This window comes from Micromonospora sp. NPDC051300 (genome assembly GCF_044455315.1).
Lineage (GTDB): Bacteria > Actinomycetota > Actinomycetes > Mycobacteriales > Micromonosporaceae > Micromonospora > Micromonospora robiginosa.
The window spans coordinates 161,491-184,763 of record NZ_JBITEP010000006.1 but is presented as its reverse complement, the minus strand read 5'-3'; the positions used below and the strand labels follow the sequence as shown (position 1 = coordinate 184,763).

General features: G+C 72.4%; 22 protein-coding genes, 1 tRNA gene and 1 pseudogene. 19 read left to right on the top strand and 5 right to left on the bottom strand.

What is annotated here, in order from left to right:
- Nucleotides 1-57 precede the first annotated feature (57 nt).
- The 4 genes from ACIA5A_RS09395 to ACIA5A_RS09380 all read left to right on the top strand — a co-directional run bounded on the left by ACIA5A_RS09395 (nucleotide 58) and on the right by ACIA5A_RS09380 (nucleotide 4,009).
- Nucleotides 58-1,011 carry a 4-(cytidine 5'-diphospho)-2-C-methyl-D-erythritol kinase gene (locus ACIA5A_RS09395; RefSeq protein ID WP_396758543.1) on the top strand — a complete coding sequence of 318 codons (954 nt, stop codon included), beginning with the start codon at nucleotides 58-60 and terminating at the stop codon, nucleotides 1,009-1,011.
- Nucleotides 1,012-1,075: 64 nt separating this feature from the next.
- On the top strand, nucleotides 1,076-2,875 hold the full coding sequence (locus tag ACIA5A_RS09390) for an ABC-F family ATP-binding cassette domain-containing protein (RefSeq protein WP_396758540.1): 1,800 nt from the start codon (nucleotides 1,076-1,078) through the stop codon (nucleotides 2,873-2,875).
- Between the two features lie 85 nt (nucleotides 2,876-2,960).
- On the top strand, nucleotides 2,961-3,416 hold the full coding sequence (locus tag ACIA5A_RS09385; RefSeq protein WP_396758537.1) for a DUF4383 domain-containing protein: 456 nt from the start codon (nucleotides 2,961-2,963) through the stop codon (nucleotides 3,414-3,416).
- Nucleotides 3,417-3,532: 116 nt separating this feature from the next.
- Nucleotides 3,533-4,009, top strand: a complete 477-nt coding sequence (locus ACIA5A_RS09380; RefSeq protein ID WP_396758534.1) for a DUF4383 domain-containing protein — start codon at nucleotides 3,533-3,535, stop codon at nucleotides 4,007-4,009.
- Here ACIA5A_RS09380 and ACIA5A_RS09375 read toward each other — a convergent pair.
- Complete coding sequence (locus ACIA5A_RS09375) at nucleotides 3,999-4,664, bottom strand: TetR family transcriptional regulator (protein WP_396758531.1); 666 nt, start codon at nucleotides 4,662-4,664, stop codon at nucleotides 3,999-4,001. The genes ACIA5A_RS09380 and ACIA5A_RS09375 overlap by 11 nt on opposite strands.
- A gap of 169 nt (nucleotides 4,665-4,833) precedes the next feature.
- Here ACIA5A_RS09375 and ACIA5A_RS09370 point away from each other — a divergent pair, with 169 nt between their 5' ends.
- The 9 genes and pseudogenes from ACIA5A_RS09370 (at nucleotide 4,834) to ACIA5A_RS09330 (ending at nucleotide 13,102) form a co-directional block, all read left to right on the top strand.
- Nucleotides 4,834-5,478, top strand: coding sequence for a resolvase (locus ACIA5A_RS09370; RefSeq protein WP_396758528.1), 645 nt, complete (start codon nucleotides 4,834-4,836; stop codon nucleotides 5,476-5,478).
- A gap of 47 nt (nucleotides 5,479-5,525) precedes the next feature.
- Nucleotides 5,526-5,596 (top strand) — tRNA-Gln (locus tag ACIA5A_RS09365).
- A gap of 73 nt (nucleotides 5,597-5,669) precedes the next feature.
- Nucleotides 5,670-7,193: pseudogene (gene glmU / locus ACIA5A_RS09360) on the top strand (bifunctional UDP-N-acetylglucosamine diphosphorylase/glucosamine-1-phosphate N-acetyltransferase GlmU); the annotation flags it as partial.
- Nucleotides 7,194-7,249: 56 nt separating this feature from the next.
- Nucleotides 7,250-8,230, top strand: a complete 981-nt coding sequence (locus ACIA5A_RS09355) for a ribose-phosphate diphosphokinase (RefSeq protein ID WP_396758525.1) — start codon at nucleotides 7,250-7,252, stop codon at nucleotides 8,228-8,230.
- A 284-nt stretch (nucleotides 8,231-8,514) separates the two neighbouring features.
- On the top strand, nucleotides 8,515-9,207 hold the full coding sequence (locus tag ACIA5A_RS09350; RefSeq protein WP_396758522.1) for a 50S ribosomal protein L25/general stress protein Ctc: 693 nt from the start codon (nucleotides 8,515-8,517) through the stop codon (nucleotides 9,205-9,207).
- A 100-nt stretch (nucleotides 9,208-9,307) separates the two neighbouring features.
- A complete protein-coding gene (gene pth / locus ACIA5A_RS09345; protein WP_396758519.1) occupies nucleotides 9,308-9,898 on the top strand; it encodes an aminoacyl-tRNA hydrolase in 591 nt (196 codons plus the stop codon).
- 75 nt (nucleotides 9,899-9,973) lie between these two features.
- Nucleotides 9,974-10,807 carry an inositol monophosphatase family protein gene (locus ACIA5A_RS09340; protein ID WP_396758516.1) on the top strand — a complete coding sequence of 278 codons (834 nt, stop codon included), beginning with the start codon at nucleotides 9,974-9,976 and terminating at the stop codon, nucleotides 10,805-10,807.
- A 79-nt stretch (nucleotides 10,808-10,886) separates the two neighbouring features.
- Nucleotides 10,887-11,798, top strand: a complete 912-nt coding sequence (cysD, locus tag ACIA5A_RS09335; protein WP_396758513.1) for a sulfate adenylyltransferase subunit CysD — start codon at nucleotides 10,887-10,889, stop codon at nucleotides 11,796-11,798.
- Complete coding sequence (locus tag ACIA5A_RS09330; protein WP_396758511.1) at nucleotides 11,798-13,102, top strand: sulfate adenylyltransferase subunit 1; 1,305 nt, start codon at nucleotides 11,798-11,800, stop codon at nucleotides 13,100-13,102. Before cysD ends, ACIA5A_RS09330 begins: the two co-directional genes overlap by 1 nt.
- A gap of 59 nt (nucleotides 13,103-13,161) precedes the next feature.
- On the opposite strand, the gene galK is transcribed toward ACIA5A_RS09330, so the two are convergent.
- Together galK and galE are read right to left on the bottom strand one after the other, a co-directional pair.
- Nucleotides 13,162-14,319, bottom strand: a complete 1,158-nt coding sequence (gene galK, locus ACIA5A_RS09325) for a galactokinase (protein ID WP_396758508.1) — start codon at nucleotides 14,317-14,319, stop codon at nucleotides 13,162-13,164.
- 56 nt (nucleotides 14,320-14,375) lie between these two features.
- A complete protein-coding gene (gene galE, locus ACIA5A_RS09320) occupies nucleotides 14,376-15,362 on the bottom strand; it encodes a UDP-glucose 4-epimerase GalE (RefSeq protein WP_396758505.1) in 987 nt (328 codons plus the stop codon).
- A 173-nt stretch (nucleotides 15,363-15,535) separates the two neighbouring features.
- Between galE and ACIA5A_RS09315 the strand changes: the two genes are divergently transcribed.
- The 6 genes from ACIA5A_RS09315 (at nucleotide 15,536) to ACIA5A_RS09290 (ending at nucleotide 20,057) form a co-directional block, all read left to right on the top strand.
- Nucleotides 15,536-16,546, top strand: coding sequence for a hemolysin family protein (locus ACIA5A_RS09315; protein ID WP_396758502.1), 1,011 nt, complete (start codon nucleotides 15,536-15,538; stop codon nucleotides 16,544-16,546).
- A gap of 33 nt (nucleotides 16,547-16,579) precedes the next feature.
- A complete protein-coding gene (gene trpS / locus ACIA5A_RS09310; protein WP_396758499.1) occupies nucleotides 16,580-17,605 on the top strand; it encodes a tryptophan--tRNA ligase in 1,026 nt (341 codons plus the stop codon).
- A 14-nt stretch (nucleotides 17,606-17,619) separates the two neighbouring features.
- Nucleotides 17,620-18,165, top strand: a complete 546-nt coding sequence (locus tag ACIA5A_RS09305) for a 2'-5' RNA ligase family protein (protein ID WP_396758496.1) — start codon at nucleotides 17,620-17,622, stop codon at nucleotides 18,163-18,165.
- Nucleotides 18,166-18,221: 56 nt separating this feature from the next.
- Entirely contained in the window at nucleotides 18,222-19,169 is a 948-nt protein-coding gene (locus ACIA5A_RS09300; protein WP_396758494.1) for a YihY/virulence factor BrkB family protein, read from the top strand.
- The gene (locus ACIA5A_RS09295) at nucleotides 19,166-19,540 is read left to right on the top strand and encodes a GntR family transcriptional regulator (RefSeq protein ID WP_396758492.1); all 375 of its coding nucleotides are present in this window, start codon (nucleotides 19,166-19,168) and stop codon (nucleotides 19,538-19,540) included. Before ACIA5A_RS09300 ends, ACIA5A_RS09295 begins: the two co-directional genes overlap by 4 nt.
- A gap of 73 nt (nucleotides 19,541-19,613) precedes the next feature.
- The gene (locus ACIA5A_RS09290; RefSeq protein ID WP_396758490.1) at nucleotides 19,614-20,057 is read left to right on the top strand and encodes a hypothetical protein; all 444 of its coding nucleotides are present in this window, start codon (nucleotides 19,614-19,616) and stop codon (nucleotides 20,055-20,057) included.
- 151 nt (nucleotides 20,058-20,208) lie between these two features.
- On the opposite strand, the gene ACIA5A_RS09285 is transcribed toward ACIA5A_RS09290, so the two are convergent.
- Together ACIA5A_RS09285 and ACIA5A_RS09280 are read right to left on the bottom strand one after the other, a co-directional pair.
- The gene (locus tag ACIA5A_RS09285) at nucleotides 20,209-21,843 is read right to left on the bottom strand and encodes a glycoside hydrolase family 13 protein (RefSeq protein ID WP_396758487.1); all 1,635 of its coding nucleotides are present in this window, start codon (nucleotides 21,841-21,843) and stop codon (nucleotides 20,209-20,211) included.
- Nucleotides 21,844-22,017: 174 nt separating this feature from the next.
- Entirely contained in the window at nucleotides 22,018-23,088 is a 1,071-nt protein-coding gene (locus ACIA5A_RS09280; protein ID WP_396758484.1) for a LacI family DNA-binding transcriptional regulator, read from the bottom strand.
- Nucleotides 23,089-23,273: the final 185 nt, after the last annotated feature.

Here is a 23,273-nt window from a genome sequence, read left to right as displayed (position 1 = left end):
AGGAGTGACCGTGCAGAAGCCGTTCGACATCCGCCCGTGGCCGCGGGAGCTTCCCCGGTGACCGAGGCCTGGCGACCGGAGGACGAGGACGGGCAGCGGCGCGGGGCCAGCGGTCCGGTCAAGGTGCGGGTGCCCGCCAAGGTCAACCTGCACCTCGGGGTGGGGCCGCTGCGCCGGGACGGCTACCACGAGCTGAACACCGTCTACCACGCGATCTCCATCTACGACGAGCTGACCGCCCGCCGTGGCGACACGCTCGCCCTCACCATGGAGGGTGAGGGCGCCGGCGAGCTGGCCCTCGACGACACCAACCTGGTGCTGCGCGCCGCGCACGCCCTCGCCGGCTACGCCGGCGTCGCCCCGCACGCCCGGCTGCACCTGCGCAAGACGATCCCGCTCGCCGGCGGGCTGGCCGGCGGCAGCGCCGACGCGGCCGCCGCGCTCGTCGCCTGCGACGCGCTCTGGGGCACCGGCCTGTCCCGCGACGAACTGGCCGGCATCGCCGCCGACCTCGGCTCCGACGTGCCGTTCCTGATTCACGGCGGCACCGCGCTGGGCACCGGCCGGGGCGAGGCGGTCAGCCCGGTGCTGGCCCGCCCCACCTCCTGGCACTGGGTGGTGGCGATCGCCGACGGCGGCCTCTCCACCCCGGCCGCCTACCGCGAGCTGGACCGGCTGCGTGACACCGGCGCCGCCGGCACGCCGCTGGGCAGCACCGACGCGCTGCTCGGCGCGCTGCGCCAGCGGGACCCGCGGGTGCTCGGCGCCACGCTCGGCAACGACCTCCAGGACGCCGCGCTGACCATGCGCCCGTCGCTGGCCGACACACTCAAGGCCGGCGAGGCGGCCGGCGCGCTCGCCGGCATCGTCTCCGGCTCCGGCCCGACCTGCGTGTTCCTCGCCGCCGACGCGGCTCACGCGGAGCGGATCGCCGGCGAGCTGACCGCCGCCGGCGTGTGCCGGGAGGCGCGGGTCGCGCACGGTCCGGTGCACGGCGCCCGCATCGTCTGAGGCCCCGTACCCTTGACCCAGGCGTCCCGGCCCCCGGGGCGCCTGAGTCGTGAAAGGTGGTCCTGTGGCCAACATCGTCAACCTGGACCGGGTGTCCAAGGGGTACGGCGCCGCCGGGCCGCTGCTCACCGACGTCTCGCTCGGCCTCGACGACGCCGACCGGGTGGGCGTGGTCGGTCTCAACGGCGCCGGCAAGTCGACGCTGCTGCGGATGCTCACCCGCACCGAGGAACCCGACGACGGCCGGGTCACCCACCGCCGCGACCTGCGCGTGTCCTGGCTGCCGCAGCGCCTGGACCTGGCCGGAGACCTCACCGTCCGCGACGTGGTGCTCGGCACCGCCTGGCTCAGCGAGAGCATGGGCGCCGAGCACGAGTGGGCCGGCGACGCCGGGGTCCGGGCCATCCTCGACGGCCTCGGCATGCCCCACCTCGGCCTGGACACGCCGGTCGGCCCGATGTCCGGCGGGGAACGCCGCCGGGTCGCGCTCGCCGCCCTGCTGGTCCGCGACGCCGACCTGCTGGTCCTCGACGAGCCCACCAACCACCTCGACGTCGGCGGCGTCGACTGGCTGGCCCGGCACCTGGTCACCCGCAAGGGCGCGCTCGTCGTGGTCACCCACGACCGCTGGTTCCTCGACGAGGTCTGCACCGCCACCTGGGAGGTGGCCGACCAGACCGTCCGGGCCTACGAGGGCGGCTTCGCCGCCTGGACGCTGGCCCGCGTCGAGCGGCAACGGATCGCCGCGGCCACCGAGGCCCGCCGGCAGAACCTGCTCCGCAAGGAGATCGCCTGGCTGCGTCGCGGCCCGCCGGCACGGACCTCGAAGCCCAAGTTCCGCATCGACGCGGCCAACGCGCTGATCGCCGACGTGCCGGAGCTGCGCGACACCATGTCGCTGCAACGGCTCGCCACCGCCCGGCTCGGCAAGCAGGTGTACGACCTGGAGCACGTCACCCTGCACGCCGGCCCGAAGGAGATCCTGCGCGACACCACCTGGCAGGTCGGCCCCGGCGACCGGGTCGCCGTGCTCGGGCGCAACGGCGCCGGCAAGACCACCCTGCTGCGGCTGCTCGCCGGCGTGACCCGCGCCGACGGCGGGCGCTTCGCCGCCGGGCAGACCGTGCGGCCGGCGTTCCTCTCCCAGGAGCTGGCCGAACTCCCCGGCCACCTGCGCGTGCTGGAGGCGGTCGAGGAGGTGGCCCGCCGGGTGCAGTTCGGCGACCGGGAGATCAGCGCCGCCCAGCTCGCCGAGATCTTCGGGTTCGACGACAGGCGGCTCTGGACCCCGGTGAGCGACCTCTCCGGCGGTGAGCGTCGCCGGCTGCAGATGCTGCGGCTGCTCGCCGGCGAGCCCAACGTGCTCCTGCTCGACGAGCCCACCAACGACCTGGACACCGACACCCTCGCCGCGCTGGAGGACCTGCTCGACTCCTGGCCCGGCACCATCGTGGTGGCCAGCCACGACCGCTACCTGATCGAGCGGGTCACCGACGTCGCGTACGGGATGTTCGGCGACGGCCGGCTGGTGCACCTGCCCGGCGGCATCGACGAGTACCTGGCGCGCGCCGCCGCGGCCGGCGGCCCGGCGCCCGCCGACCTCACCCCGGGCACGGCCGTCCCGGCCCGCGACGGCATGTCCGCCGCCGAGGTACGCACCGCGAAGAAGGAGCTCAACCGGCTGGAGCGGCAGATCGCCAAGCTGGAGCAGAAGGAGGCGGCCCTGCACGAGCAGTTGGCCGCCAACGCCACCGACTATGCCCGGGTCGCCGAGCTGGACGCCCAGCTCAAGGAGGTGCGGGCCGAGCGGGACCGCACCGAGGAGACGTGGCTGGCGCTGGCCGAGGAACTGCCGGGCGGCTGACCGCGGGGGGTGTGCGGCGTCACTGACCGGCGTACGGGACAATCAGCGGTGGAACCCTCATCCGAACGGTCTTGGAGACGCAGAGATGGCCCACACCCCCGTCAACCACCCCGCGCGGCCGATCTTCCGGGCGATCGGCGGGCTCGTTGGCCTTTACTTCGTCGTCTTCGGTGCGCTCGGCGTCATCGCCAGCGCCGGCAACGACTTCTTCGCGCAGGACGAGACCAAGGTCCTCGGCCAGGGCGCCAACATGGGCTTCTCGCTGCTGTCCGTGCTGATCGGCGTGGTGATCCTGGCCGGCGTCGCGATCGGCCGCAACCTCGACGTGCTGATCAACCAGTGGATGGCCTACACCCTGATGGTCATCGGCCTGGCCGCGCTGGCCTTCCTCCAGACCGACGCCAACGTGCTCAACTTCTCGATCATGACGGTGATCGTTGTCCTGACCCTGTCGCTGGTGCTCCTGGTGGTCGGCATGTACGGCAAGGTCGGCACCGACGACGAGCACGAGGCCTGGCAGAAGGCCCGCCTGGTGCTCTGATCCCGACCCGTCCCGACGGCCCGGCGCAGCGCGCCGGGCCGTCGGCGTTTCCGGGACGGAACCGGGCGGCCCAGGCGACAATTGCCCCGAATCAGTCAGACGGACTGGAGGGCACCATGGCGCACTTCCCGGTGAACCACCCCGCGCGACCGCTCTACCGGGTGCTGTCCGGGCTCATCGGCCTCTACATCCTGGTCTTCGGCGTCTACGGGGTGTTCCAGACCTGGGGTGACGGGTTGTTCGGCCGGGACGCCAACTGGGCCCTCGGGCTGCGCACCAACCTGGCCTTCTCGCTGGTGTCGGTGATCTTCGGCGCGGTCCTCCTGCTGGGCGCGTCGCGCCGCGACAACCTCGGGCACTACATGAACCTCACCGCCGGGGCGGTCTTCCTGGTCACCAGCATCCTGATGATGTCCGTGCTGCAGACCTCGGCGAACTTCCTCAACTTCTCGATGTCCACGGTCATCGTGTCGATGCTGTTCGGGCTGATCCTGCTCGCCACCGGCCTCTACGACAAGGTCGGGCCGCCCGAGCACGCCGACGAGGAACGCCGCCGCCGCTACCACCCGGTCGCCGAGGGTCCTAACCGCTGATCGGGCCCGGCTTCGACTCCAGGTGCGACAGGCCGTTCCAGGCCAGGTTCACCAGGTGCGCCGCCACCGTCTCCTTGCGTGGCTTGCGGACCTCCAGCCACCAGCGTCCGGTCAGCGCCACCATGCCCACCAGCGCCTGCGAGTAGAGCTCGGCCAGCTTCGGGTCGTAGCCACGACTGGAGAACTCCGCGCCGAGGATGTGCTCCACCTGGTGCGCGACGTCGTTGAGCACGCTGCTGAAGTTGCCCGTCGCCGACATCAGCGGCGACTCGCGGACCAGCACCCGGAACCCGCTGGTCTCCTCCTCGATGTAGGTCAGCAACGTCAGCGCCGCCTGCTCCAACAGCTCCCGGGGATGACCGGCGGTCAACGCCGTGGTGATCCGGTCCAGCAGCGAGCGGACCTCGCGGTCCACCACCACCGCGTAGAGCCCTTCCTTGCCGCCGAAGTGCTCGTAGACCACCGGCTTGGAGACCTTGGCCCGCGACGCCACCTCCTCGATCGAGGTGGCGTCGAACCCGCGCTCGGCGAAGATCTGCCGCGCGATCGAGATCAACTGCTCGCGTCGCTGCGTCGCGGACATCCGGACCCGGGAGGGCTTGGCAGCCGGGACGGCCCGCCGGCGAGCGCGGTCGCTGCCGGGAAGATCGGTCACCCGCCCCATCCTGCCAGGCGCTGCCCGCGCGGGCCGACCGGTCCACGATCTGTCGTACGCGTGTTCCAAGATGTCCGGCATGGCTGCGAGAACGGTTCGACGCACCCGTCCGCCTACCGTGGACGGAAACCCGAGCAGCACGCCCGCGCTTCGACGCTCCGGTTCCCCGGTGAACGAGATCGCGGCCCGACTCGGCGTCGCCAAGTCGACGGCCTACCTGTGGACCCGGCATCTGCCACTCGATCCGGCGCTGGTACGGCGGCGGCGGGAGATCGCCCAGCAGGCCCGTTCCGACGCCCAGTGGGCTGCCCGCCGTGCGGCGCGCGATGCCGCCCGGGCCGAGGAGACCGCGGCGGCCGCCGGATGGGTGCGGCGGCTCAGCCGACGCGAGCTGTTGCTGATCGGGGCGGCGATCTACTGGTGTGAGGGCGGCAAGGCCAAGCCGTGGCGTCCGAACGACTGCCGGATCAAGTTCGTCAACAGTGACCCGATGCTGGTGGGACTCTTCCTGCGGTTTCTGGACGCCGTCGAGGTGTCGCCCGAGGATCGGCGGTTTCGGGTCAGCATCCACGAGACGGCCGACGACGGTGCGGCGGTGCGGTGGTGGTGGTGGGCGGATCGGGTGGGGGTGCCGGCAGACCGCTTCCAGCGCACCACGATCAAGAGGCATCGTCCCGCGACCACGCGCAAGAACGTCGGCGCCGACTACCGGGGTTGCCTGGTCGTGCACGTGGTGGGCGGGAGTCGGCTCTACTGGCGGATCGAAGGGATCATGAAAGGAATGAGCGGTGAAGATCCACCCCGCGACCGGTAAGGTGTAGTCAGCCGTCGGGCGGGATCCTTTTCGCCCGTTTTCGACCATCCCGGGTCGTCTAATGGCAGGACGTCAGGTTTTGGTCCTGATTATAGGGGTTCGAATCCTCTCCCGGGAGCTTCTGCTCTTTGCCCTCCGTCGCGTGGTTAGCATGACCGCGAGACTGTCGCCGTCCCGACGGGAGCCACGTCGTGTCCCAGCCCCACCTCCGCACCGTTGTCGTGCTCGCCGCCGGTGAGGGCAAGCGGATGAAGTCGTCCCTGCCCAAGGTGCTGCACCCCCTGCTCGGCCGTACCCTGCTCGGTCACGTCCTGGCCGCCGCCGAGCCGCTGGGCGCGGACCGCACCGTGGTGGTGGTCGGTCACGGCGCCGCCCAGGTCCGGGCGCACCTGGGCGAGGTCGCCCCGGCGGCCACCCCGGTGCTCCAGGAGCGCCAGCTCGGCACCGGGCACGCCGTGCGGATGGCGCTGGACGCGGTGCCGGACGCCACCGGCACGGTCGTGGTGATCAACGGCGACGTGCCGCTGCTGCGACCGGAGACGGTGGTGGCCCTGGTCGAGGCGCACGAGGAGGCCGCTGCGGCGGCCACCGTGCTGGCCGCCGAGGTGCCGGACCCGACCGGCCTGGGCCGGATCGTGCGGGACGTGCAGGGGCGGCTGGAGCACATCGTGGAGGAGCGCGACGCCACCCCGCAGCAGCGCGCGCTGCGGGAGATCAACGCCGGCATCTACGCGTTCGACGTGGCCCGGCTGCGCGAGGCGTTGGGCAAGCTCTCCACCGACAACGACCAGGGCGAGGAATACCTGACCGACGTCTTCGCCCTGCTGCGGGACGCGGGTGAGCCGGTCGCGGTGCACGTGGCGGCCGACCACGTGGAGACGCTCGGCTGCAACGACCGGGTGGAGCTGGCCGGGCTGCGCCGGTTGCTGCGCGACCGGGTCAACGAGGGCTGGATGCGCGCCGGGGTGAGCATCCTGGACCCGCACACCACCTGGATCGACGTGACGGCGACCGTGGAGCGGGACGCCGTGCTCGACCAGAACACCCAGTTGCAGGGCGCCACCACTGTCGGCGCCGGCGCGCTCGTCGGCCCGGACACCACGCTCGTCGACACGGTGGTGGGCGAGGGCGCGAGCGTGGTGCGCAGCCACGCGGTGGGCGCCGAGGTCGGCCCGCAGGCCAGCGTCGGCCCGTACGCGTACCTGCGGCCGGAGTCGCGGCTGGCCCGCAAGGCGAAGGTCGGCACGTTCGTGGAGACCAAGAAGGCGTCGATCGGTGAGGGCTCGAAGGTGCCGCACCTGTCGTACGTGGGGGACGCGACGATCGGCGACCACAGCAACATCGGCGCCGCCACGGTGTTCGTCAACTACGACGGGGTGCGCAAGCACCACACCACCATCGGCAGTCACGCGCGCACCGGGGCGGACAACATGTTCGTGGCGCCGGTGCGGGTGGGTGACGGCGCGTACACCGCGGCCGGTTCGGTGATCGTCGGGGACGTGCCGGCGGGCGCGATGGCGGTGGCGCGTGGCCAGCAGCGCAACGTGGAGGGCTGGGTGCTGCGCAAGCGGTCCGGCACGGCGGCCGCGGAGGCGGCGCGGCGGGCCGGCGAGGGTGCGTCGGAGTCGGGTGGGTCCGCAAGCGAAGGTGACTGAATCCACGGGGACGGCCGGGCCATGGGTGGACCGGTGAACCGGGGGGATACTGCAACCGAACAGTCCCCGGCCCCACCTCCGCCGGGCACCACCGACACACGGGAGCAGACGGGCCCATGGGCAGCATCGTCGCCGAGAACCGCAAGAGCCTGATGCTCTTCTCCGGACGGGGTTTTCCGGAGCTGGCCAAGGAGATCGGTGAGGTGCTCGGCGTCGCGCCGACGCCCGCCGACGCCTACGAGTTCGCCAACGGTGAGATCTTCGTACGGTTCAAGGACTCGGTGCGTGGTTCGGACGCCTTCGTGGTGCAGTCCGTGACGCACGGGGTGAACACCTGGGTCATGGAGACCCTGATCATGATCGACGCGCTGAAGCGCGGTTCGGCCAAGCGGATCACCGTGGTCCTGCCGTTCTACCCGTATGCGCGGCAGGACAAGAAGCACCGGGGGCGGGAGCCGATCTCGGCGCGGCTGGTGGCCGACCTGCTGAAGACCGCCGGTGCGAACCGGATCCTTACCGTCGACCTGCACACCGCGCAGATCCAGGGCTTCTTCGACGGCCCGGTGGATCACCTGTTCGCGATGGACATCCTGGCCGAGTACGTCGAGCACAAGTACGCGGGCCGTCCGATGACCGTGGTGGCGCCGGACTCGGGCCGGGTGCGGGTGGCCGAGCGGTGGACGGACCGGCTGGGCGGCTGCCCGCTGGCGTTCATCCACAAGACCCGGGACCCGATGAAGCCGAACCAGGTGGTGGCGAACCGGGTGGTCGGTGAGGTCGAGGGCCGGGTGTGCCTGATCGTGGACGACATGATCGACACCGGTGGCACGATCACCAAGGCGGCCGACATCCTGAAGGAGTCGGGGGCGGCGGAGATCGTGGTGGCGTCGACCCACGCGCTGCTGTCCGATCCGGCGACGGAGCGGCTGAAGAACAGCCCGATCAGCGAGGTCGTGGTGACCAACACGCTGCCGTTGCCGCCGGAGAAGCAGCTCGACAAGTTGACCGTGCTGTCGATCGCGCCGCTGCTGGCGCGGGCGATCCGGGAGGTCTTCGACGACGGGTCGGTGACCACCCTGTTCGGTGGCCTGAGCTGATCGTGGGGAGCGGCCGCCGGCGTCGTCCGGCGGCCGCTCCCGTTGTCCTGCGGACCGGTCCGGGCGGTGATATGGGGACTGCCGGAGAGCCGGGAATCCGCTCGGGTAGACTAGTGCGGTTGCCACGGCGAGGGTGCCCGGCGGGCTGCTGAATAGCACCGCACGGAGGCGCCGTCATCGACGCGGTGCTCCGGGCGGTCGTTCATGACCTTGAGCCCCAGCGAGCCCCTCGCCCAGCACCGCCAGACGACAAGCCGCCGCAGCGAAGCATCAGGAGTTTCCCCGTGTCCGAGGTAAAGATCAGCGCCGAGCCCCGTACCGAGTTCGGCAAGGGTGGTGCCCGTCGTACCCGCCGGGCCGGCAAGGTGCCCGCCGTGCTGTACGGCCACGGCGAGAAGCCCAAGCACATCGCGCTCCCGGCGCGTGAGTTCGCCGCCGCGATCCGCAAGGGCGGCGCCAACCAGCTCTTCGCGATCGAGGTCAGCGACGGCACCCAGGTGCTGGCGCTGCCGAAGGCGATCCAGCGTGACCCGATCAAGGACAGCTTCGAGCACGTGGACCTGCTGCTGGTCCGCCGCGGCGAGAAGGTCACCGTCGAGGTCCCGGTCCAGCTGACCGGTGAGGCCGCGAAGGACACCCTGATCGTGCACGACCACGACACGCTGTCGGTCACCGCCGACGCGACCAAGGTGCCGGACCACCTGGAGGCGTCGATCGAGGGTGCCGAGCCGGGCACCACGATCACCGCCGCCGACGTCGAGCTGCCGTCCGGCGTCGAGCTGGCCACCGACGAGGAGACCGCTGTCGCCTCGGTGACCGCCGCTCCGACCGCCGAGCAGCTCGAGGCCACCCTCCCCGAGGTCGAGGAGGCCACCGAGGAGGCCGAGGCCGAGGCCGGCGAGGAGACCGCCGAGGCTCCGGAGGGCGCTCCGGCCGAGGGCGAGGCCGCCGAGGCCGAGGCGAAGACCGAGGCCTGATCGGTCCGCAGGCTGTGCGACAGGCGTCCCCGGTGTTCGGGGGCGCCTGTCGGCGTATCGGAGCGGGGCGTCGGGCAGGCGAGCGGGAAGGGGTTCTCAGGTGACGGACGAGGCGGGGCCGTGGCTGGTGGTCGGCCTGGGCAACCCCGGTCGGGAGTACGCGAACAACAGGCACAACGTCGGATTCATGGTGGCCGACCTGTTGGCCGCTCGGGTGGGCGCGAAGTTCGGCCGGCACAAGCGGGCGGTGGCCGAGGCCGCCGAGGGGCGGCTGGGGTTCGGCGGCCCGAAGCTGGTGCTGGTGAAGCCGCTGACCTACATGAACCTCTCCGGTGGCCCGGTGGCGGGGCTGGCCCAGTTCCACAAGATCCCGCCGGCGCGGGTGATCGCGGTGCACGACGAGCTGGACATCGGCTACGGCCAGGTGCGGGTGAAGTTCGGCGGTGGCGAGGGCGGGCACAACGGGCTGCGGTCGATGTCGAAGTCGCTCGGCACGAAGGACTACGCGCGGGTGCGGTTCGGGGTCGGCCGGCCGCCGGGACGGCAGGACCCGGCTGACTTCGTACTCTCGGATTTCTCCGCGGCGGAGCGCAAGGAGCTGGAGTTCCTGGTCGACCGCGCGGCGGACGTGGTGGAGTCGGTGGTCACCAAGGGTGTGGAGCCGACGCAGAACCTGTACCACGGGGCTTGACCGGCGGTTCCGGTGGCGGCCGGTAATCTGCGCCTTTCGACGTGAGCGAAGGCGGGCGACGGGAGCGGTAACACCATGGGCAGTCCTCCGATGATCGACGGCGCGTTCGCCCGCTGGCTGGCGTCGCGGGCCGGTCAGGCGCTGACCGACCTGCGCGCGGAGATGGGCTTCGCGGACGCCGGGGCGTTGCGGTCGGCCGGGGACAAGGTCTCGCACGACCTGATCCGGACCGAGCTGGCCCGGTGGCGCCCGGCGGACGCGGTCCTGTCGGAGGAGGACGAGGGGTCCCGCCTGGCCTGGACGGCGGAGGTGACGAGCGAGGCGCTTCCCCGGCTGACCGCGGACCGGGTGTGGATCGTCGACCCGCTGGACGGCACCCGGGAGTACGCCGAGGAGGGTCGCGCGGACTGGGCGGTGCACGTGGCGCTCTGGTCGCGCAACGCGCCGACGCCGCACGGGCTGGTGGCGGGCGCGGTGGGCCTGCCGGCGCAGCACCGGGTCCTGGGCACGGACTATCCGCCGGCGTACCCGCCGATGCGGGTGGAGGCGGCCACGGCGGGCGGGGCGCGGACCATCCGGTTGGCGGCGAGTCGTAGCCGTCCGCCGGTTTTCCTGACCGATCTGGCGGCGGATGTCGGCGCTCATCTGGTTCCGATGGGCTCGGCGGGCGCGAAGATCGCCGCCGTGGTCACCGGCGAGGTCGACGCGTACATCCACGCCGGCGGGCAGTACGAGTGGGATTCGGCCGCTCCGGTGGCTGTGGCGACGGCCACCGGGCTGCACGCTTCCCGGATCGACGGTTCTGCGCTGAAATACAACGGGGCCGACCCGCGCCTACCGGATCTGCTGGTCTGCCGCAAGGATCTCGCGAGTCGGTTGCTTGCAGCGTTGCAGCGGCACTCCGGGTAACCTGAGCGTTCTTCTTCACGAGTCCGACCGGAAAGGTCTGGAATCCGATGTGCGGATCCGAGCAAATCGAGTTCGTGTCATGACGTCCCCCGCCGCGTACCAGGTGTCGCACCTCGACGCGCTCGAGGCGGAGAGCATCTTCGTGATGCGCGAGGTCGTCGCCGAGATGGAGCGGCCGGTGCTGCTCTTCTCCGGTGGCAAGGACTCGATCGTGATGCTCCGGCTGGCGCAGAAGGCGTTCGCGCCGGCCAACATCCCCTTCCCGGTGATGCATGTGGACACCGGGCACAACTTCCCCGAGGTGCTCGACTACCGCGACCAGCGGGTGGCCGAGCTGGGCCTGCAGCTCATCGTGGCGAGCGTCCCGGAGGCGCTGACCAAGGGCATGGTCCGGGAGTCGGCGGACGGCATGCGCAACCGGATCCAGACGCCGGTGCTGCTCGACGCGGTGGAGAAGCACCGCTTCGACGCGCTGTTCGGCGGCGCCCGGCGGGACGAGGAGAAGGCCCGGGCCAAGGAGCGGGTGTTCAGCTTCCGCGACGAGTTCGGCCAGTGGGACCCGAAGAACCAGCGCCCGGAGCTGTGGTCGCTCTACAACGGCCGGCACCACCCGGGCGAGTCGATCCGGGTGTTCCCGCTGTCCAACTGGACCGAGCTGGACGTCTGGCACTACATCGCCCGGGAGCGGATCCCGCTGCCGTCGATCTACTTCGCGCACGAGCGCGAGGTGATCGAGCGCGACGGCATGTTCTACGCGGTCAACGAGTTCTTCCGGGCCCGCGCCGGCGAGCAGCCGTTCAAGGCCCAGGTCCGTTACCGGACCGTGGGTGACGCCTCCTGCACCGCGGCGGTCCGCTCGGACGCCGACACGGTGGAGAAGGTGATCGAGGAAGTGGCCGCCACCCGGATCACCGAGCGCGGCGCGACCCGCGGTGACGACCGGGTCAGCGAGGCCGCCATGGAGGACCGCAAGCGGGAGGGCTACTTCTGATGAGTGTCGACACCCTGGCACCGGCCGACGGCGAGACCACCGTCCGGCCGATGGACCTGCTGCGGTTCGCCACCGCCGGCAGCGTCGACGACGGCAAGTCGACCCTGATCGGCCGGCTGCTCTACGACACCAAGTCGCTCTTCAGCGACCAGCTCGCCGCCGTCGAGGCGGTCAGCGCGGCGCGCGGCGACGAATACACCAACCTGGCGCTGCTCACCGACGGCCTGCGGGCCGAGCGGGAGCAGGGCATCACCATCGACGTGGCGTACCGCTACTTCGCCACGCCGCGGCGCAAGTTCATCATCGCCGACACCCCGGGGCACATCCAGTACACCCGGAACATGGTCACCGGGGCCTCCACGGCCGACCTGGCGCTGATCCTGGTGGACGCGCGCAAGGGCCTGGTCGAGCAGTCCCGCCGGCACGCGTTCCTCTGCTCGCTGCTGCGGGTGCCGCACCTGGTCCTGTGCGTCAACAAGATGGACCTGGTCGACTGGTCGCAGGAGGTCTACGAGCGGATCGCCGACGAGTTCACCGCGTTCGCCGCGAAGCTCGACGTGCCGGACCTGACCGTGGTGCCGGTCTCCGCGCTGCAGGGCGACAACATCGTCACCCGCTCGGAGAACATGCCCTGGTACGAGGGCCCGTCGCTGCTGCACCACCTGGAGCGGGTGCACATCGCCTCGGACCGCAACCTGGTCGACGTCCGCTTCCCGGTGCAGTACGTGATCCGGCCGCAGTCCACCACCGTCACCGACTACCGGGGCTACGCCGGCCAGGTCGCCTCGGGCGTGCTCAAGCCTGGCGACGAGGTGATGGTGCTGCCGTCCGGCTTCACCAGCCGGATCGCCTCGGTGGAGACGGCCGACGGCCCGGTGGACGAGGCGTTCCCGCCGATGTCGGTGACGGTCCGGCTGACCGACGAGATCGACATCTCGCGCGGTGACCTGATCTGCCGGCCGAACAACGCCCCGATGGTCGCGCAGGACATCGAGGCGATGGTCTGCTGGATGGACGAGAGCCGGCCGCTCCAGGTCGGCGGCAGGTACGCGATCAAGCACACCACCCGGTCGGCGCGGACGATCGTGCGCGAGCTGCACTACCGGCTGGACATCAACTCGTTGCACCGGGACGAGTCGGCCGGCGAGCTGAAGCTCAACGAGATCGGCCGGGTGCGGCTGCGGACCACCGTGCCGCTGCTCGCCGACGAGTACCGCCGCAACCGCACCACCGGCGGCTTCGTGATCATCGACGAGTCGACCAACCGCACGGTCGGCGCCGGCATGATCGTCGAGGCCGGCTGAGCCGCTGTGTGTGAGAGGGGGCCCCTTCTTGACGCCAGGCGTTAAGAAGGGGCCCTTCCTTACACGGGGGCAACGCCGCCGGCGGGGAGCACCGTAAGGGTGCCGGGGGCGGCGAAGCCGCGCTCGGCGTACGCGGCGGTCACCGCGGCGGCCACCGTGTCGGCGGCGTCCGCGTCGACCAGGGCGAGCACGCAGCCGCCGAAGCCGCCGCCGGTCATCCGCGCGCCGTACGCCCCGGCGGCCAGCGCCGCCTCGACCGCGGTGTCGATCTCCGGCACGGTGATCTCGAAGTCGTCGCGCATCGAGGCGTGCGAGGCGGTCAGCAGCGGGCCGGCGTCGCGGGCCCGGTCGGCGCGCAGCAACGCGACGGTGTCGAGCACCCGCTGGTTCTCGGTCACCACGTGCCGGACCCGGCGGCGGGTCTCGTCGTCGTCCAGGCGGGCCAGTGCCGCGTCGAGGTCGGCGGTGGACACGTCGCGCAGGGCGGTCACCCCGAGCGCCGCGGCGGCCCGTTCGCAGCTCTCGCGCCGGGCGGCGTACTCGCCGTCGGCGTGCCGGTGCGGCGCGCGCGAGTCGACGACGAGCACGGCCAGTCCGGCGGCGTCCAGGTCGAACGGGATCTGTTCGACCTCCTCGCTGCGGCAGTCGAGGAAGAGCGCGTGCCCCGCCCGTCCGCGCACGACCGCGGACTGGTCCATGATCCCGGTTGGCGCGCCGACGTAGTCGTTCTCGGCGCGTTGGGCGAGCCGGGGCCACCTGTCGGTGGGCAGGTCGAGGTCGCCGAGGTCGACCAGCGCGGCCAGCACCGCCGCCTCGATGGCCGCCGACGAGGAGAGCCCGGAGCCGACCGGGACGTCGGAGGCGATCGCGAGCCGCGCGCCGGGGACGTCGAGGCCGGCGGCGCGCAGCGCCCACACCACGCCGGCCACGTAGGCGGCCCAGCCGTCGACCCGGCCGGGCTCGTCGGCCGCCGCGGCGTCGAACTCCACCGGCTCGTCGTCCAGCTCCGAGACGACCGTCCAGCGTCCCTCCGGTCCCGGCGCCGCGGCGACGACGGTACGCAGGGGGAGCGCGAACGGCAGCACGAAGCCGTCGTTGTAGTCGGTGTGCTCGCCGATCAGGTTGACCCGTCCGGGAGCCGCCCAGCGGCCGGCCGGCTCGGCGGCGTACCGCTGCCGGAAGCCGGCGGTGGCGCGGTCCGCGACGTCGCCGCTCACCGCGCCGCCTTTCGTTCGCGACTGCGGGGCTCGCAACCCCGGCTCACTCCTCGCGCTCACGAGGTCGGCCCGGCGATGTGCTCGCGGTAGAACGCCCAGGCGTCGCCGACCATGTCGTGCAGGGTCGGCTTCGCCGGCACCCAGCCCAGCTCGTCGCGGGCCAGGGCGGACGACGCGACCAGCTCGGCGGGGTCGCCCTCGCGGCGCGGCGCCATCTCGACCGGCAGCGGGTGGCCGGTGACCTCGCGGACCACCTCGACCACCTGGCGGTTGGTGAAGCCGTTGCCGTTGCCCAGGTTGTAGATCCGGTGCCGGCCCGGCGTGGCCGCGTCGAGGGCGAGCAGGTGGGCGCGGGCGAGGTCCTCGACGTGGATGTAGTCGCGGACGCAGGTGCCGTCGACGGTGGGGTAGTCGTCGCCGAAGAGCTGGAGCTTCTCGCGCCGGCCGGCGGCCACGTCGAGGGCGATCGGGATGAGGTGCGTCTCCGGGTCGTGCCGCTCGCCGATGGCCACGCCGTCGTGCCGGTAGGCCCCGGCGACGTTGAAGTAGCGCAGCGAGACGGTGCCCAGCTCGTGCGCGATCGCCTCGGAGGTGAGCGCCATGTCGACGGCCAGCTTGGTCGCCCCGTAGGTGTTGGTGGGCGCCTTGACGGCGGTTTCCGGGATGGGCAGCTCGGTGGGGTTGCCGTAGACGGCGGCGGTGGAGGAGAAGACCATCCGCGGGACCCGGGCGGCGCGGACCGCGTCGATCAGGGCGAGCGAGCCGACGGTGTTGGTCTGCCAGTAGAGCTCGGGGCGGGTCATCGACTCGCCGGCGGCGATCAGGGCGGCGAAGTGCAGCACGCCGTCGAAGCCGGCGTCGGGGGTGAGCACCCGGGCGGCCTCGTGCACGGGCAGGTCGACGTGGGTGGCGTCGGGGGCGAGCGCCTCGCGGTGCCCGGTACGCAGGTCGTCCAGCACGGTCACCTGGTGGCCGTGGTCGAGCAGCATCCGGGTCACCACGCTGCCGATGTAGCCGGCGCCGCCGGTGACGAGCAGTTTCACGTCGGTCCTCCTGCCTGGCCGCGTCCGTGTCGGCCGTTCGTGATCACCCTACGGCCGGCGGCTGTGCCCCCGCTGTCGAGTGAACCCCGCACCATTCCATCACAATCCATCAGGACTGAACAGATCCGCACATCGGCCCGACCCTCCGGCGGGCGCTGTCTACCATGCTTGTCATGCGGGAAGCGGGTGGTCCCGGGCCCCGGCGGCGACCGTCGGGGCGGCCCCGGCGCGAACCCCGCCCGCTGGCCCGGGCCGTGGCGCGGGTCGTGGTGCGGGCCGCCGACGGCGCCACCCGTCTGGTCACCGGCCTGCTCGGGGCCAGCCCCACCGCCGGGCGGGAACGGATCAGCGAGGCCGAGCTGCGCGACCTGGTGGCGGCGAACACGCTGCTCGACCCGGACGAGCGCCGGATCATCGACGAGGTGCTGGTGGCCGGCGCGCGGCTGATCCGTGAGGTGATGGTGCCCCGCACCGAGGTGGTCTTCCTCTCCGCCGGCCTGCCCGTCGCCGAGGCGCAGCGCCTGGTCCGGGCCGACCCGCACACCCGCTACCCGGTGGTGGACGGCACGCACGACGACGTGGTCGGCCTGGTGCACCTGCGGGACGTGCTGCTGCGGCCGGAGGCCGCCGGCCCGGTCGCCGTCGGTGCGCTGGCCCGCGAGGTGAAGCGGCTGCCGGGCAGCAAGCGGGTGCTCGCGGCGCTCACCGAGATGCGCCGGGAAGGGCACCACCTGGCCGTGGTGGTCGACGAGTACGGCGGCACCGCCGGCATCGTCACCTGCGAGGACCTGGTCGAGGAACTGGTCGGGGAGATCCACGACGAGGCAGACGGCCCGTCCGACCCGGCCGGGCTGCCGGCGGTGGTCGACGGCCGGCTCAACCTGGCCGACTTCGCCGAGCGCACCGGCGTACCGCTGCCGGCCGGCCCCTACGAGACGGTCGGCGGTTACGTGATGGCCGCGCTGGGCCGCCTGCCGGTGACCGGCGACGAGGTGCCGGTCACCGCCGACCCGGTCGACGGCCCGGACGGCACCGATCCGGAGGGCTGGCTGCTGCGGGTGCTGGCGCTCGACGGTCGACGGGTGTCCCGCCTGGCGGTCTCCGCCCGTCGGCTGCCCGAGCCCCGACGCGAGGTCAACGGCCCACCGCCGCCCGTACCGGCCCGACCCGCCGGCCCGTCATGACGGATGCCGGAGCTTGCTGACAGAATTGCCGCCATGTCCGACGTACCCGTCCGCCCGCGCGTCTTCTCCGGCATCCAGCCGACCGCCGACTCGTTCCACCTCGGCAACTACCTGGGCGCGCTGCGGCACTGGGTGGCCCTGCAGGACAGCCACGACGCGTTCTACTGCGTGGTGGACCTGCACGCGATCACCGCCGGGCACGACCCCGAGGTGCTCCGGCGGCGCACCCGGGTGGCGGCCGCGCAGCTCTTCGCGCTGGGCATCGACGCGGACCGCAGCACCCTGTTCGTCCAGTCGCAGCTCCCCGAGCACCCGCAGTTGGCCTGGGTGCTCGGCTGCATCACCGGGTTCGGCGAGGCCGGCCGGATGACCCAGTTCAAGGACAAGGCGCAGAAGCAGGGCAGCGACCGGGCCAGCGTCGGCCTGTTCACCTACCCGATCCTGCAGGCCGCCGACATCCTGCTCTACCAGGCGCACGCGGTGCCGGTCGGCGAGGACCAGCGGCAGCACCTGGAGCTCTCCCGTGACCTGGCGCAGCGGTTCAACTCGCTGTTCGGCCCCACCTTCACGGTGCCGGTGCCGCACATCGTAAAGGACACCGCCAAGATCACCGACCTGCAGGACCCCACCGCCAAGATGTCGAAGTCGTCGTCCTCCCCGGCCGGCATCATCGACCTGCTGGAGGACCCGGCCCGCTCGGCCAAGAAGATCCGCTCGGCGGTCACCGACACCGGCCGCGAGATCGTCTTCGACGCGGAGGGGAAGCCGGGCATCTCCAACCTGCTCACCATCTACTCCGCGCTCTCCGGTCGGGGCATCGACGACCTGGTCGCCGCGTACGACGGCCGGGGCTACGGCGACCTCAAGAAGGACCTCGCCGAGGTGGTGCGGGAGTTCGTCACCCCGATCCAGGAGCGCACCAACGGCTACCTGGACGACCCGGCCCAGCTCGACAAGCTGCTCGCGCGGGGCGCGGAGAAGGCCCGGGCGGTGGCGGTCGACACGCTGCGCACCGCGTACGAGCGGGTCGGGTTCCTCCCCTCGGCGCGGTTCGAGTAGCGGCCGGCGCGGAGATGTCGGACAACGTGACGGACGACGGGGGCACGATCCAGATCGGGATCGCGGTGGACATCCCCGAGCCGTGGGGCGGGATGCTCACCCGACGGCGGGTCTCCGCGGGCGACCCGCAGGCGGTGCCGGCCCACGTCACCCTGCTCGGGCCCACCGAGATCCCGGTCCGCGCGCTGCCCGCCGTCGAGGAGCACCTGACCCGGGTGGCCGCCGCGCACCTGCCGTTCACCCTGCACCTGCGCGGCACCGGCACGTTCCGCCCGGTCACCCAGGTGGTCTTCGTGACCGTGGCGGCCGGGATCAGCGAGTGCGAGCTGCTCGCCTCGGCCATCAACTCGGCCCCCGACCTGCGCCGCGAGGCGCGCTTCCCCTACCACCCGCACGTGACCGTGGCCCAGGACGTGCCGGCCGAGGTGCTCGACAAGGCGTACGAGGACCTGGCCGACTTCTCCGCGCTGTTCGAGGTGGAGGCGTTCACGCTCTTCTCGCACAGCGGAGCGGCCCGGTGGCAGCCCCGTCGCGACTTCCGGCTCGGCGGCGGGCGCTGAACACCCGGCCGGCCGGGCCGCCTCCACCGGGGGCGGCGATCGGCGAGGATGGCGGGGTGAACGTCTTCGGCCGGATCGAGGCGGCCTTCGGGCGCCGGATCGACGCGGCCCGGGGTCGTTCCCCGGTCTTCGACCACCTCTGGCAGGCCGGGACGCTCTACGCCGACCTGCTCGCCGGCCGGCTCGCCGCCGCCATCGCCTACTACGGCTTCTTCGCCGTGTTCGCGCTCGCCCTGGTCGCGTACTGGATCTTCGGTGCGGTGCTGCGGGACAACGAGGACGTCAGCCGCGCGGCGGCCGAGTTCCTCCGGGAGAACCTGCCCTTCCTCGACCCGGCGCAGATCGCCGAGAGCAGCAACACCGTCGGCGTGGTCGGCCTGATCATCCTGGTCTTCACCGGGATCGGCTGGGTGGAGGCGATCCGCTCCTCCCAACGGCTCATGTACGGCTTCAACCAGCAGCCCGGCAATCTGGTGATGCGCCGCCTGGTCGACCTCGGCGTGCTGGTCGCGGTCTTCGTGCTGCTCTTCGTCTCGGTGGCCGCCGTGGACGCGCTGGAGTCGCTGCTGCGGTTCCTGCTGCGCAGCACCGGCTCGGTCGGCCTGACCACGGTCAGCGCGGTGCTCAGCGTGCTGGTCAACGCCGTGCTGGCCGCCGCGCTGCTGCTGGCCGTGCCCCGGCTGCGGATGAGCCGGCGACGGCTGCGCCCGGCGGTGCTGACCGTCGCGATCGGGATCACGCTGCTCAACACCGTCGGTCGCTACTACGTGGTCCGCACCGAGCGGAACCCGGCCTACACCGTGGTGGCGACCGCCGTGGGTCTGCTGCTCTACCTCTACCTGCTCAACCAGTTGGTGCTCTTCGGCGCCGCGCTCGCCGCCACCAGCCGGTTCGGTCGGGTGGTCGACCTGGCCGAGGGTGGGGTCGGGGCACGTGAGGTGGACGTGGAGGCGGACGTGCTCGACGAGGAGACCGATCCGGGCACGCCCGGGGGCGGGGGATGAGCCACCGACTGCGGGTCGACGCCGAGTCGGCGGTGCCCCCGTACGAGCAGGTGCGGGCGCAGCTCGCGAGCGCGATCGGCGACGGGCGGCTGGCGGTGGGCACCCGGCTGCCGGCGGTCCGGCAGCTCGCCGCCGACCTGGGGCTGGCGGTGAACACGGTGGCCCGGGCGTACCGCGAGTTGGAGTCCGCCGGTCTGGTGGAGACCCGGGGCCGGCACGGCACGGTGGTGGCGCCGGGCCGCGACGACGCCACCGACCGGCTGCACGTGGCCGCCGCCGACTACGCGGCCGAGGCCCGCCGTCTGGGCGTGCCGCCGGAGCGGGCGCTCGCGCTGGTCCGAGCGGCGTTGGACGCCGGTACGCGTGGCTGAGAGCAGTCGCCTGAGCGGGGAGAGTCGGGGGATTGCCGTCCCCGGGCGAGCGCGCAGCGACAATGATGGGCCGGTGGGCGCACTCGTGACACTGGACCTGCCGGACGACTCGCCGATGCTGGACCTGCCGTGGATCATCACGTTCGGCCCGCTCGCGGCCGAGGACGAGTGGGAACCGGTGGTCTGCGGCCCGTACGAGCGACCGCACGCGCTGGCGCTGGCCGAGGCGGTGGTCGCCGAGGAACAGCTGATGGCGGTGGTGGAGCCGCTGCTACCGGCGCTCACCCCGGAGGAGATCCGCGGCGAGATCGCCGCGGCGCAGATCGCCGCCGCGGACGAGGCGGCCGAGACCGACCAGGCGGACCTCTACGGCGACTTCGAGGACGTCATCGACGACGAGCTGGAGTTGGCCGCGGAACGCCGGCCGGAGCCGGAGCCGGCGGATCCGCCGGACGCCGACGAGGTCCGGGCCGGCTTCGCCCGGATCGCCGCGCTGCTGACCGCCAAGGGCGGTTGAGCGCCGGCGCGTGCGTCGATGGACACCGGCCCCCGGGAGCGGACTCCCGGGGGCCGGTACCACCTCACCCCCCACCACAAGGGGTCGGCAGCCCAGCCGCCCGTCGGCGCGGAGCACAACGGACGACCAGGTCGTTGGCGGGTTACCCGGCTCAGCGCCGTTCGAACCACGCAGCTGCGTCCACCGGCAGGACGTGGCCGTCGCCCCGCTCGGTGAGGTCGGCGCTGGCGACGAGCGGCCGGCCGTAACCGGCCACCGTCACGTCGGCGTCGCTGAGGTTGACCACGCAGGTCAGCTCCGTGCCGTCGGCGGCGCGTCGGAACGCCAGCACGCCGGGCTCGGTCTCCAGCCAGGTGATGCCGTTCAGGCCGGCCAGCGCCGGGTGCTCGCCCCGGATCCGCAGCGCCGCCCGGTACAGCTCCAGCGTCGAGCCGGGCGTGCCGGTCTGCGCGGCCACCGAGAGGGCCCGCCAGGTCGCCGGCGCGGGCAGCCAGCTCAGCTCGCTGCCGTCCGGCCCGAAGCCGTACGGGGCCAGCTCGCCGCTCCACGGGATCGGCACCCGGCAGCCGTCGCGGCTCTCGCCGGTGCGCCGGAACGCCGGGTCCTGGCGCAGCTCGTCGGGGAGGTCCAGCACCTCCGGCAGGCCCAGTTCCTCGCCCTGGTAGACGTAGGCGCAGCCGGGCAGCGCGAACATCAGCAGCGCGGCGGCCCGGGCGCGGCGCAGGCCGACCTCACCGTCGCCGTAGCGGGTGACGTGGCGCTGCCGGTCGTGGTTGGAGAGCACCCAGGTGGTCGGCGCGCCGACGATCGTCGACTCGGCCAGCGCGGTGTCGACGACCTTGCGGAACGAGTCGGCCGACCAGGTGGCGTCGAGGAAGTCGAAGCTGAACGCCTGGTGCAGCTCGTCCGGGCCGATGTAGCGGGCCAGCCGCTGCGGCGTCTCGGCCCAGGCCTCGGCGACCGCCATCCGGCCACCCGGGTAGCTGTCCAGGATGGGTCGCCAGGCGCGGTAGATGTCGTGCACCTCGTCCTGGTCGAAGTAGGGCAGCCGGCCCTTGCCGAGCAGCTCCGACTGGCGCTGCCCGGTGGTCATCGAGTTGAAGCCGACGTCGGGCAGGCCCTCCGCCTTGATCATCCCGTGCGCCACGTCGATCCGGAAGCCGTCCACCCCACGGTCCAGCCAGAACCGGAGGACGTCCTCGAACTCGGCGCGCACCTCGGGGTGTCGCCAGTTCAGGTCGGGCTGGGCCGGGTCGAACAGGTGCAGGTACCACTGGCCGTCGACCACCCGGGTCCAGGCCGGGCCGCCGAAGATGCTCTCCCAGTCGTTGGGGGGCAGCTCGCCCTGCTCGCCCTTGCCGTCGGCGAACAGGTAGCGCTCGCGCTCCGGTGAGCCCGGGCCGGCGGCGAGCGCCGCGGTGAACCAGGGGTGCGCGCTGGAGGTGTGGTTGGGCACCAGGTCGACGATGATCCGCAGGCCCAGGGCGTGGGCGTCGGTGATCATCTCGTCGAAGTCGGCCAGGTTGCCGAAGAGCGGGTCCACGTCGCGGTAGTCGGCCACGTCGTAGCCGGCGTCGACCTGCGGCGAGGTGTAGAAGGGGGTGAGCCAGAGCGCGTCCACGCCCAGGTCGCGCAGGTAGGGCAGGCGCCCCCGGATGCCCTGGAGGTCGCCGACGCCGTCGGAGTTCGCGTCGGCGAAGCTGCGGACGTAGACCTGGTAGACGACCGCGGAGCGCCACCAGTCGTCGTCGGTGGTCAGCGGCGCGGGGGTGGGGGCGGAGGTCATCGGTGTCGATTCCCGTTCTGTGGCGGCACAGGGTGTCTGAGCAGAATGCCGCGCCGGCTCTGCAAGAGTCAAGCATTCCTTGCGCAAGAAATGACCGCGATCACGCGCTGACCAGGTCCGTCGCGCCGGCATGGCCGTCCCGGATCCCGAGACGGCAGAGGGCGAGGACCGGGGTCAGGCGGGGACGGCCAGGGAGGTGGAGGTGGGGCGCTGGCGCTTGACGGCGGGGGTGGGGCGGGCGACGGCGGTGGAGCCGCGGACCACCAACTCGGGGCGGAAGAGGTACTCCGAGTGCGGGGCGGCGTGGCCGTTGATCTCGTCGACCAGGGCGCGGACCGCGGCGACCGCCATCGCGATCACCGGCTGGCGCATGGTGGTCAGCGGCGGGTCGGTGAACGCCATCAGCGGCGAGTCGTCGTAGCCGACCACGGACAGCTCGCCGGGCACCGAGCGGCCGCGCTGCCGGGCGGCCCGGATGGCGCCGAGCGCCATCAGGTCCGAGCCGCAGACGATGCCGGTGACGTCCCGGTCGATGAGCCGGCCGGCGGCCGCCTCGCCGCCCTCCACGCCGAACAGCGACAGCTCGGCCAGCTCGTCCAGGTCGTCCCCGGTCACGCCGGCGAGCCGGGACATCGCGGCCCGGAAGCCGGCCACCCGCCGCTGCACCGGCACGAACCGGTCCGGGCCGGTGATCAGGCCGATCCGGCGGTGGCCGAGCGCGACCAGGTGGGCGACGGCCAGCTCGGTGGCCTCCCGGTCGTCGCACGAGACGAAGGGGGCGTCGATGTTCGGGGCGTACCCGTTGATCATGACCATCGGCAGCGGCCGGGCGATCAGCGCGCGGTACCGGTCGTGGTTGGCCGCGGTGTCGGCGTGCAGGCCGGAGACGAAGACGATCCCGGACACCTGGCGGTCCAGCAGCATCTCCACGTACTCGTCCTCGGTGACCCCGCCCGGCGTCTGGGTGCAGAGCACCGGGGTGAACCCGCTCTGCGCCAGGGTCGACTCGATGACCTGGGCGAACGCCGGGAAGATCGGGTTCTCCAGCTCGGGCACCACCAGACCGACCAGGCCGGCGCTGCGCTTGCGCAGCCGGGCCGGGCGTTCGTAGCCGAGCACGTCGAGGGCGGTGAGGACGGCCTGTCGGGTCTCCGGGGCCACTCCGGGGCGGTCGTTGAGCACCCGCGACACCGTGGCCTCGCTGACTTCGGCCTGTTGGGCGATGTCGGATAGTCGAGCGCGCATGGCGGCACTTTAGCTCAACGGCAAAGTCTTGCGTACACTTCTGCAAGCCCTTCCATTCTCTGCAACCTCTTGCTAACGTCCCCGCAACATGCGAGAGCAGCGGCGCAGTACCCCCGCGCCGGTCAGCAAGAAATTTCAGAGGTTTCCACTGGCGGTCGCCCTTCCCCCGGCGGGCCGCCATGACG

Coding starts and splice junctions, on each gene's coding strand:
- ACIA5A_RS09385 (WP_396758537.1), top strand. CDS start 2,961: ATGGCCCACACCCCCGTCAACCACCCCGCGCGGCCGATCTTCCGGGCG.
- ACIA5A_RS09380 (WP_396758534.1), top strand. CDS start 3,533: ATGGCGCACTTCCCGGTGAACCACCCCGCGCGACCGCTCTACCGGGTG.
- ACIA5A_RS09355 (WP_396758525.1), top strand. CDS start 7,250: ATGGGCAGCATCGTCGCCGAGAACCGCAAGAGCCTGATGCTCTTCTCC.
- ACIA5A_RS09340 (WP_396758516.1), top strand. CDS start 9,974: ATGGGCAGTCCTCCGATGATCGACGGCGCGTTCGCCCGCTGGCTGGCG.
- cysD (WP_396758513.1), top strand. CDS start 10,887: ATGACGTCCCCCGCCGCGTACCAGGTGTCGCACCTCGACGCGCTCGAG.
- ACIA5A_RS09330 (WP_396758511.1), top strand. CDS start 11,798: ATGAGTGTCGACACCCTGGCACCGGCCGACGGCGAGACCACCGTCCGG.
- ACIA5A_RS09315 (WP_396758502.1), top strand. CDS start 15,536: ATGCGGGAAGCGGGTGGTCCCGGGCCCCGGCGGCGACCGTCGGGGCGG.
- trpS (WP_396758499.1), top strand. CDS start 16,580: ATGTCCGACGTACCCGTCCGCCCGCGCGTCTTCTCCGGCATCCAGCCG.
- ACIA5A_RS09305 (WP_396758496.1), top strand. CDS start 17,620: ATGTCGGACAACGTGACGGACGACGGGGGCACGATCCAGATCGGGATC.
- ACIA5A_RS09295 (WP_396758492.1), top strand. CDS start 19,166: ATGAGCCACCGACTGCGGGTCGACGCCGAGTCGGCGGTGCCCCCGTAC.
- ACIA5A_RS09285 (WP_396758487.1), bottom strand. CDS start 21,843: ATGACCTCCGCCCCCACCCCCGCGCCGCTGACCACCGACGACGACTGG.
- ACIA5A_RS09280 (WP_396758484.1), bottom strand. CDS start 23,088: ATGCGCGCTCGACTATCCGACATCGCCCAACAGGCCGAAGTCAGCGAG.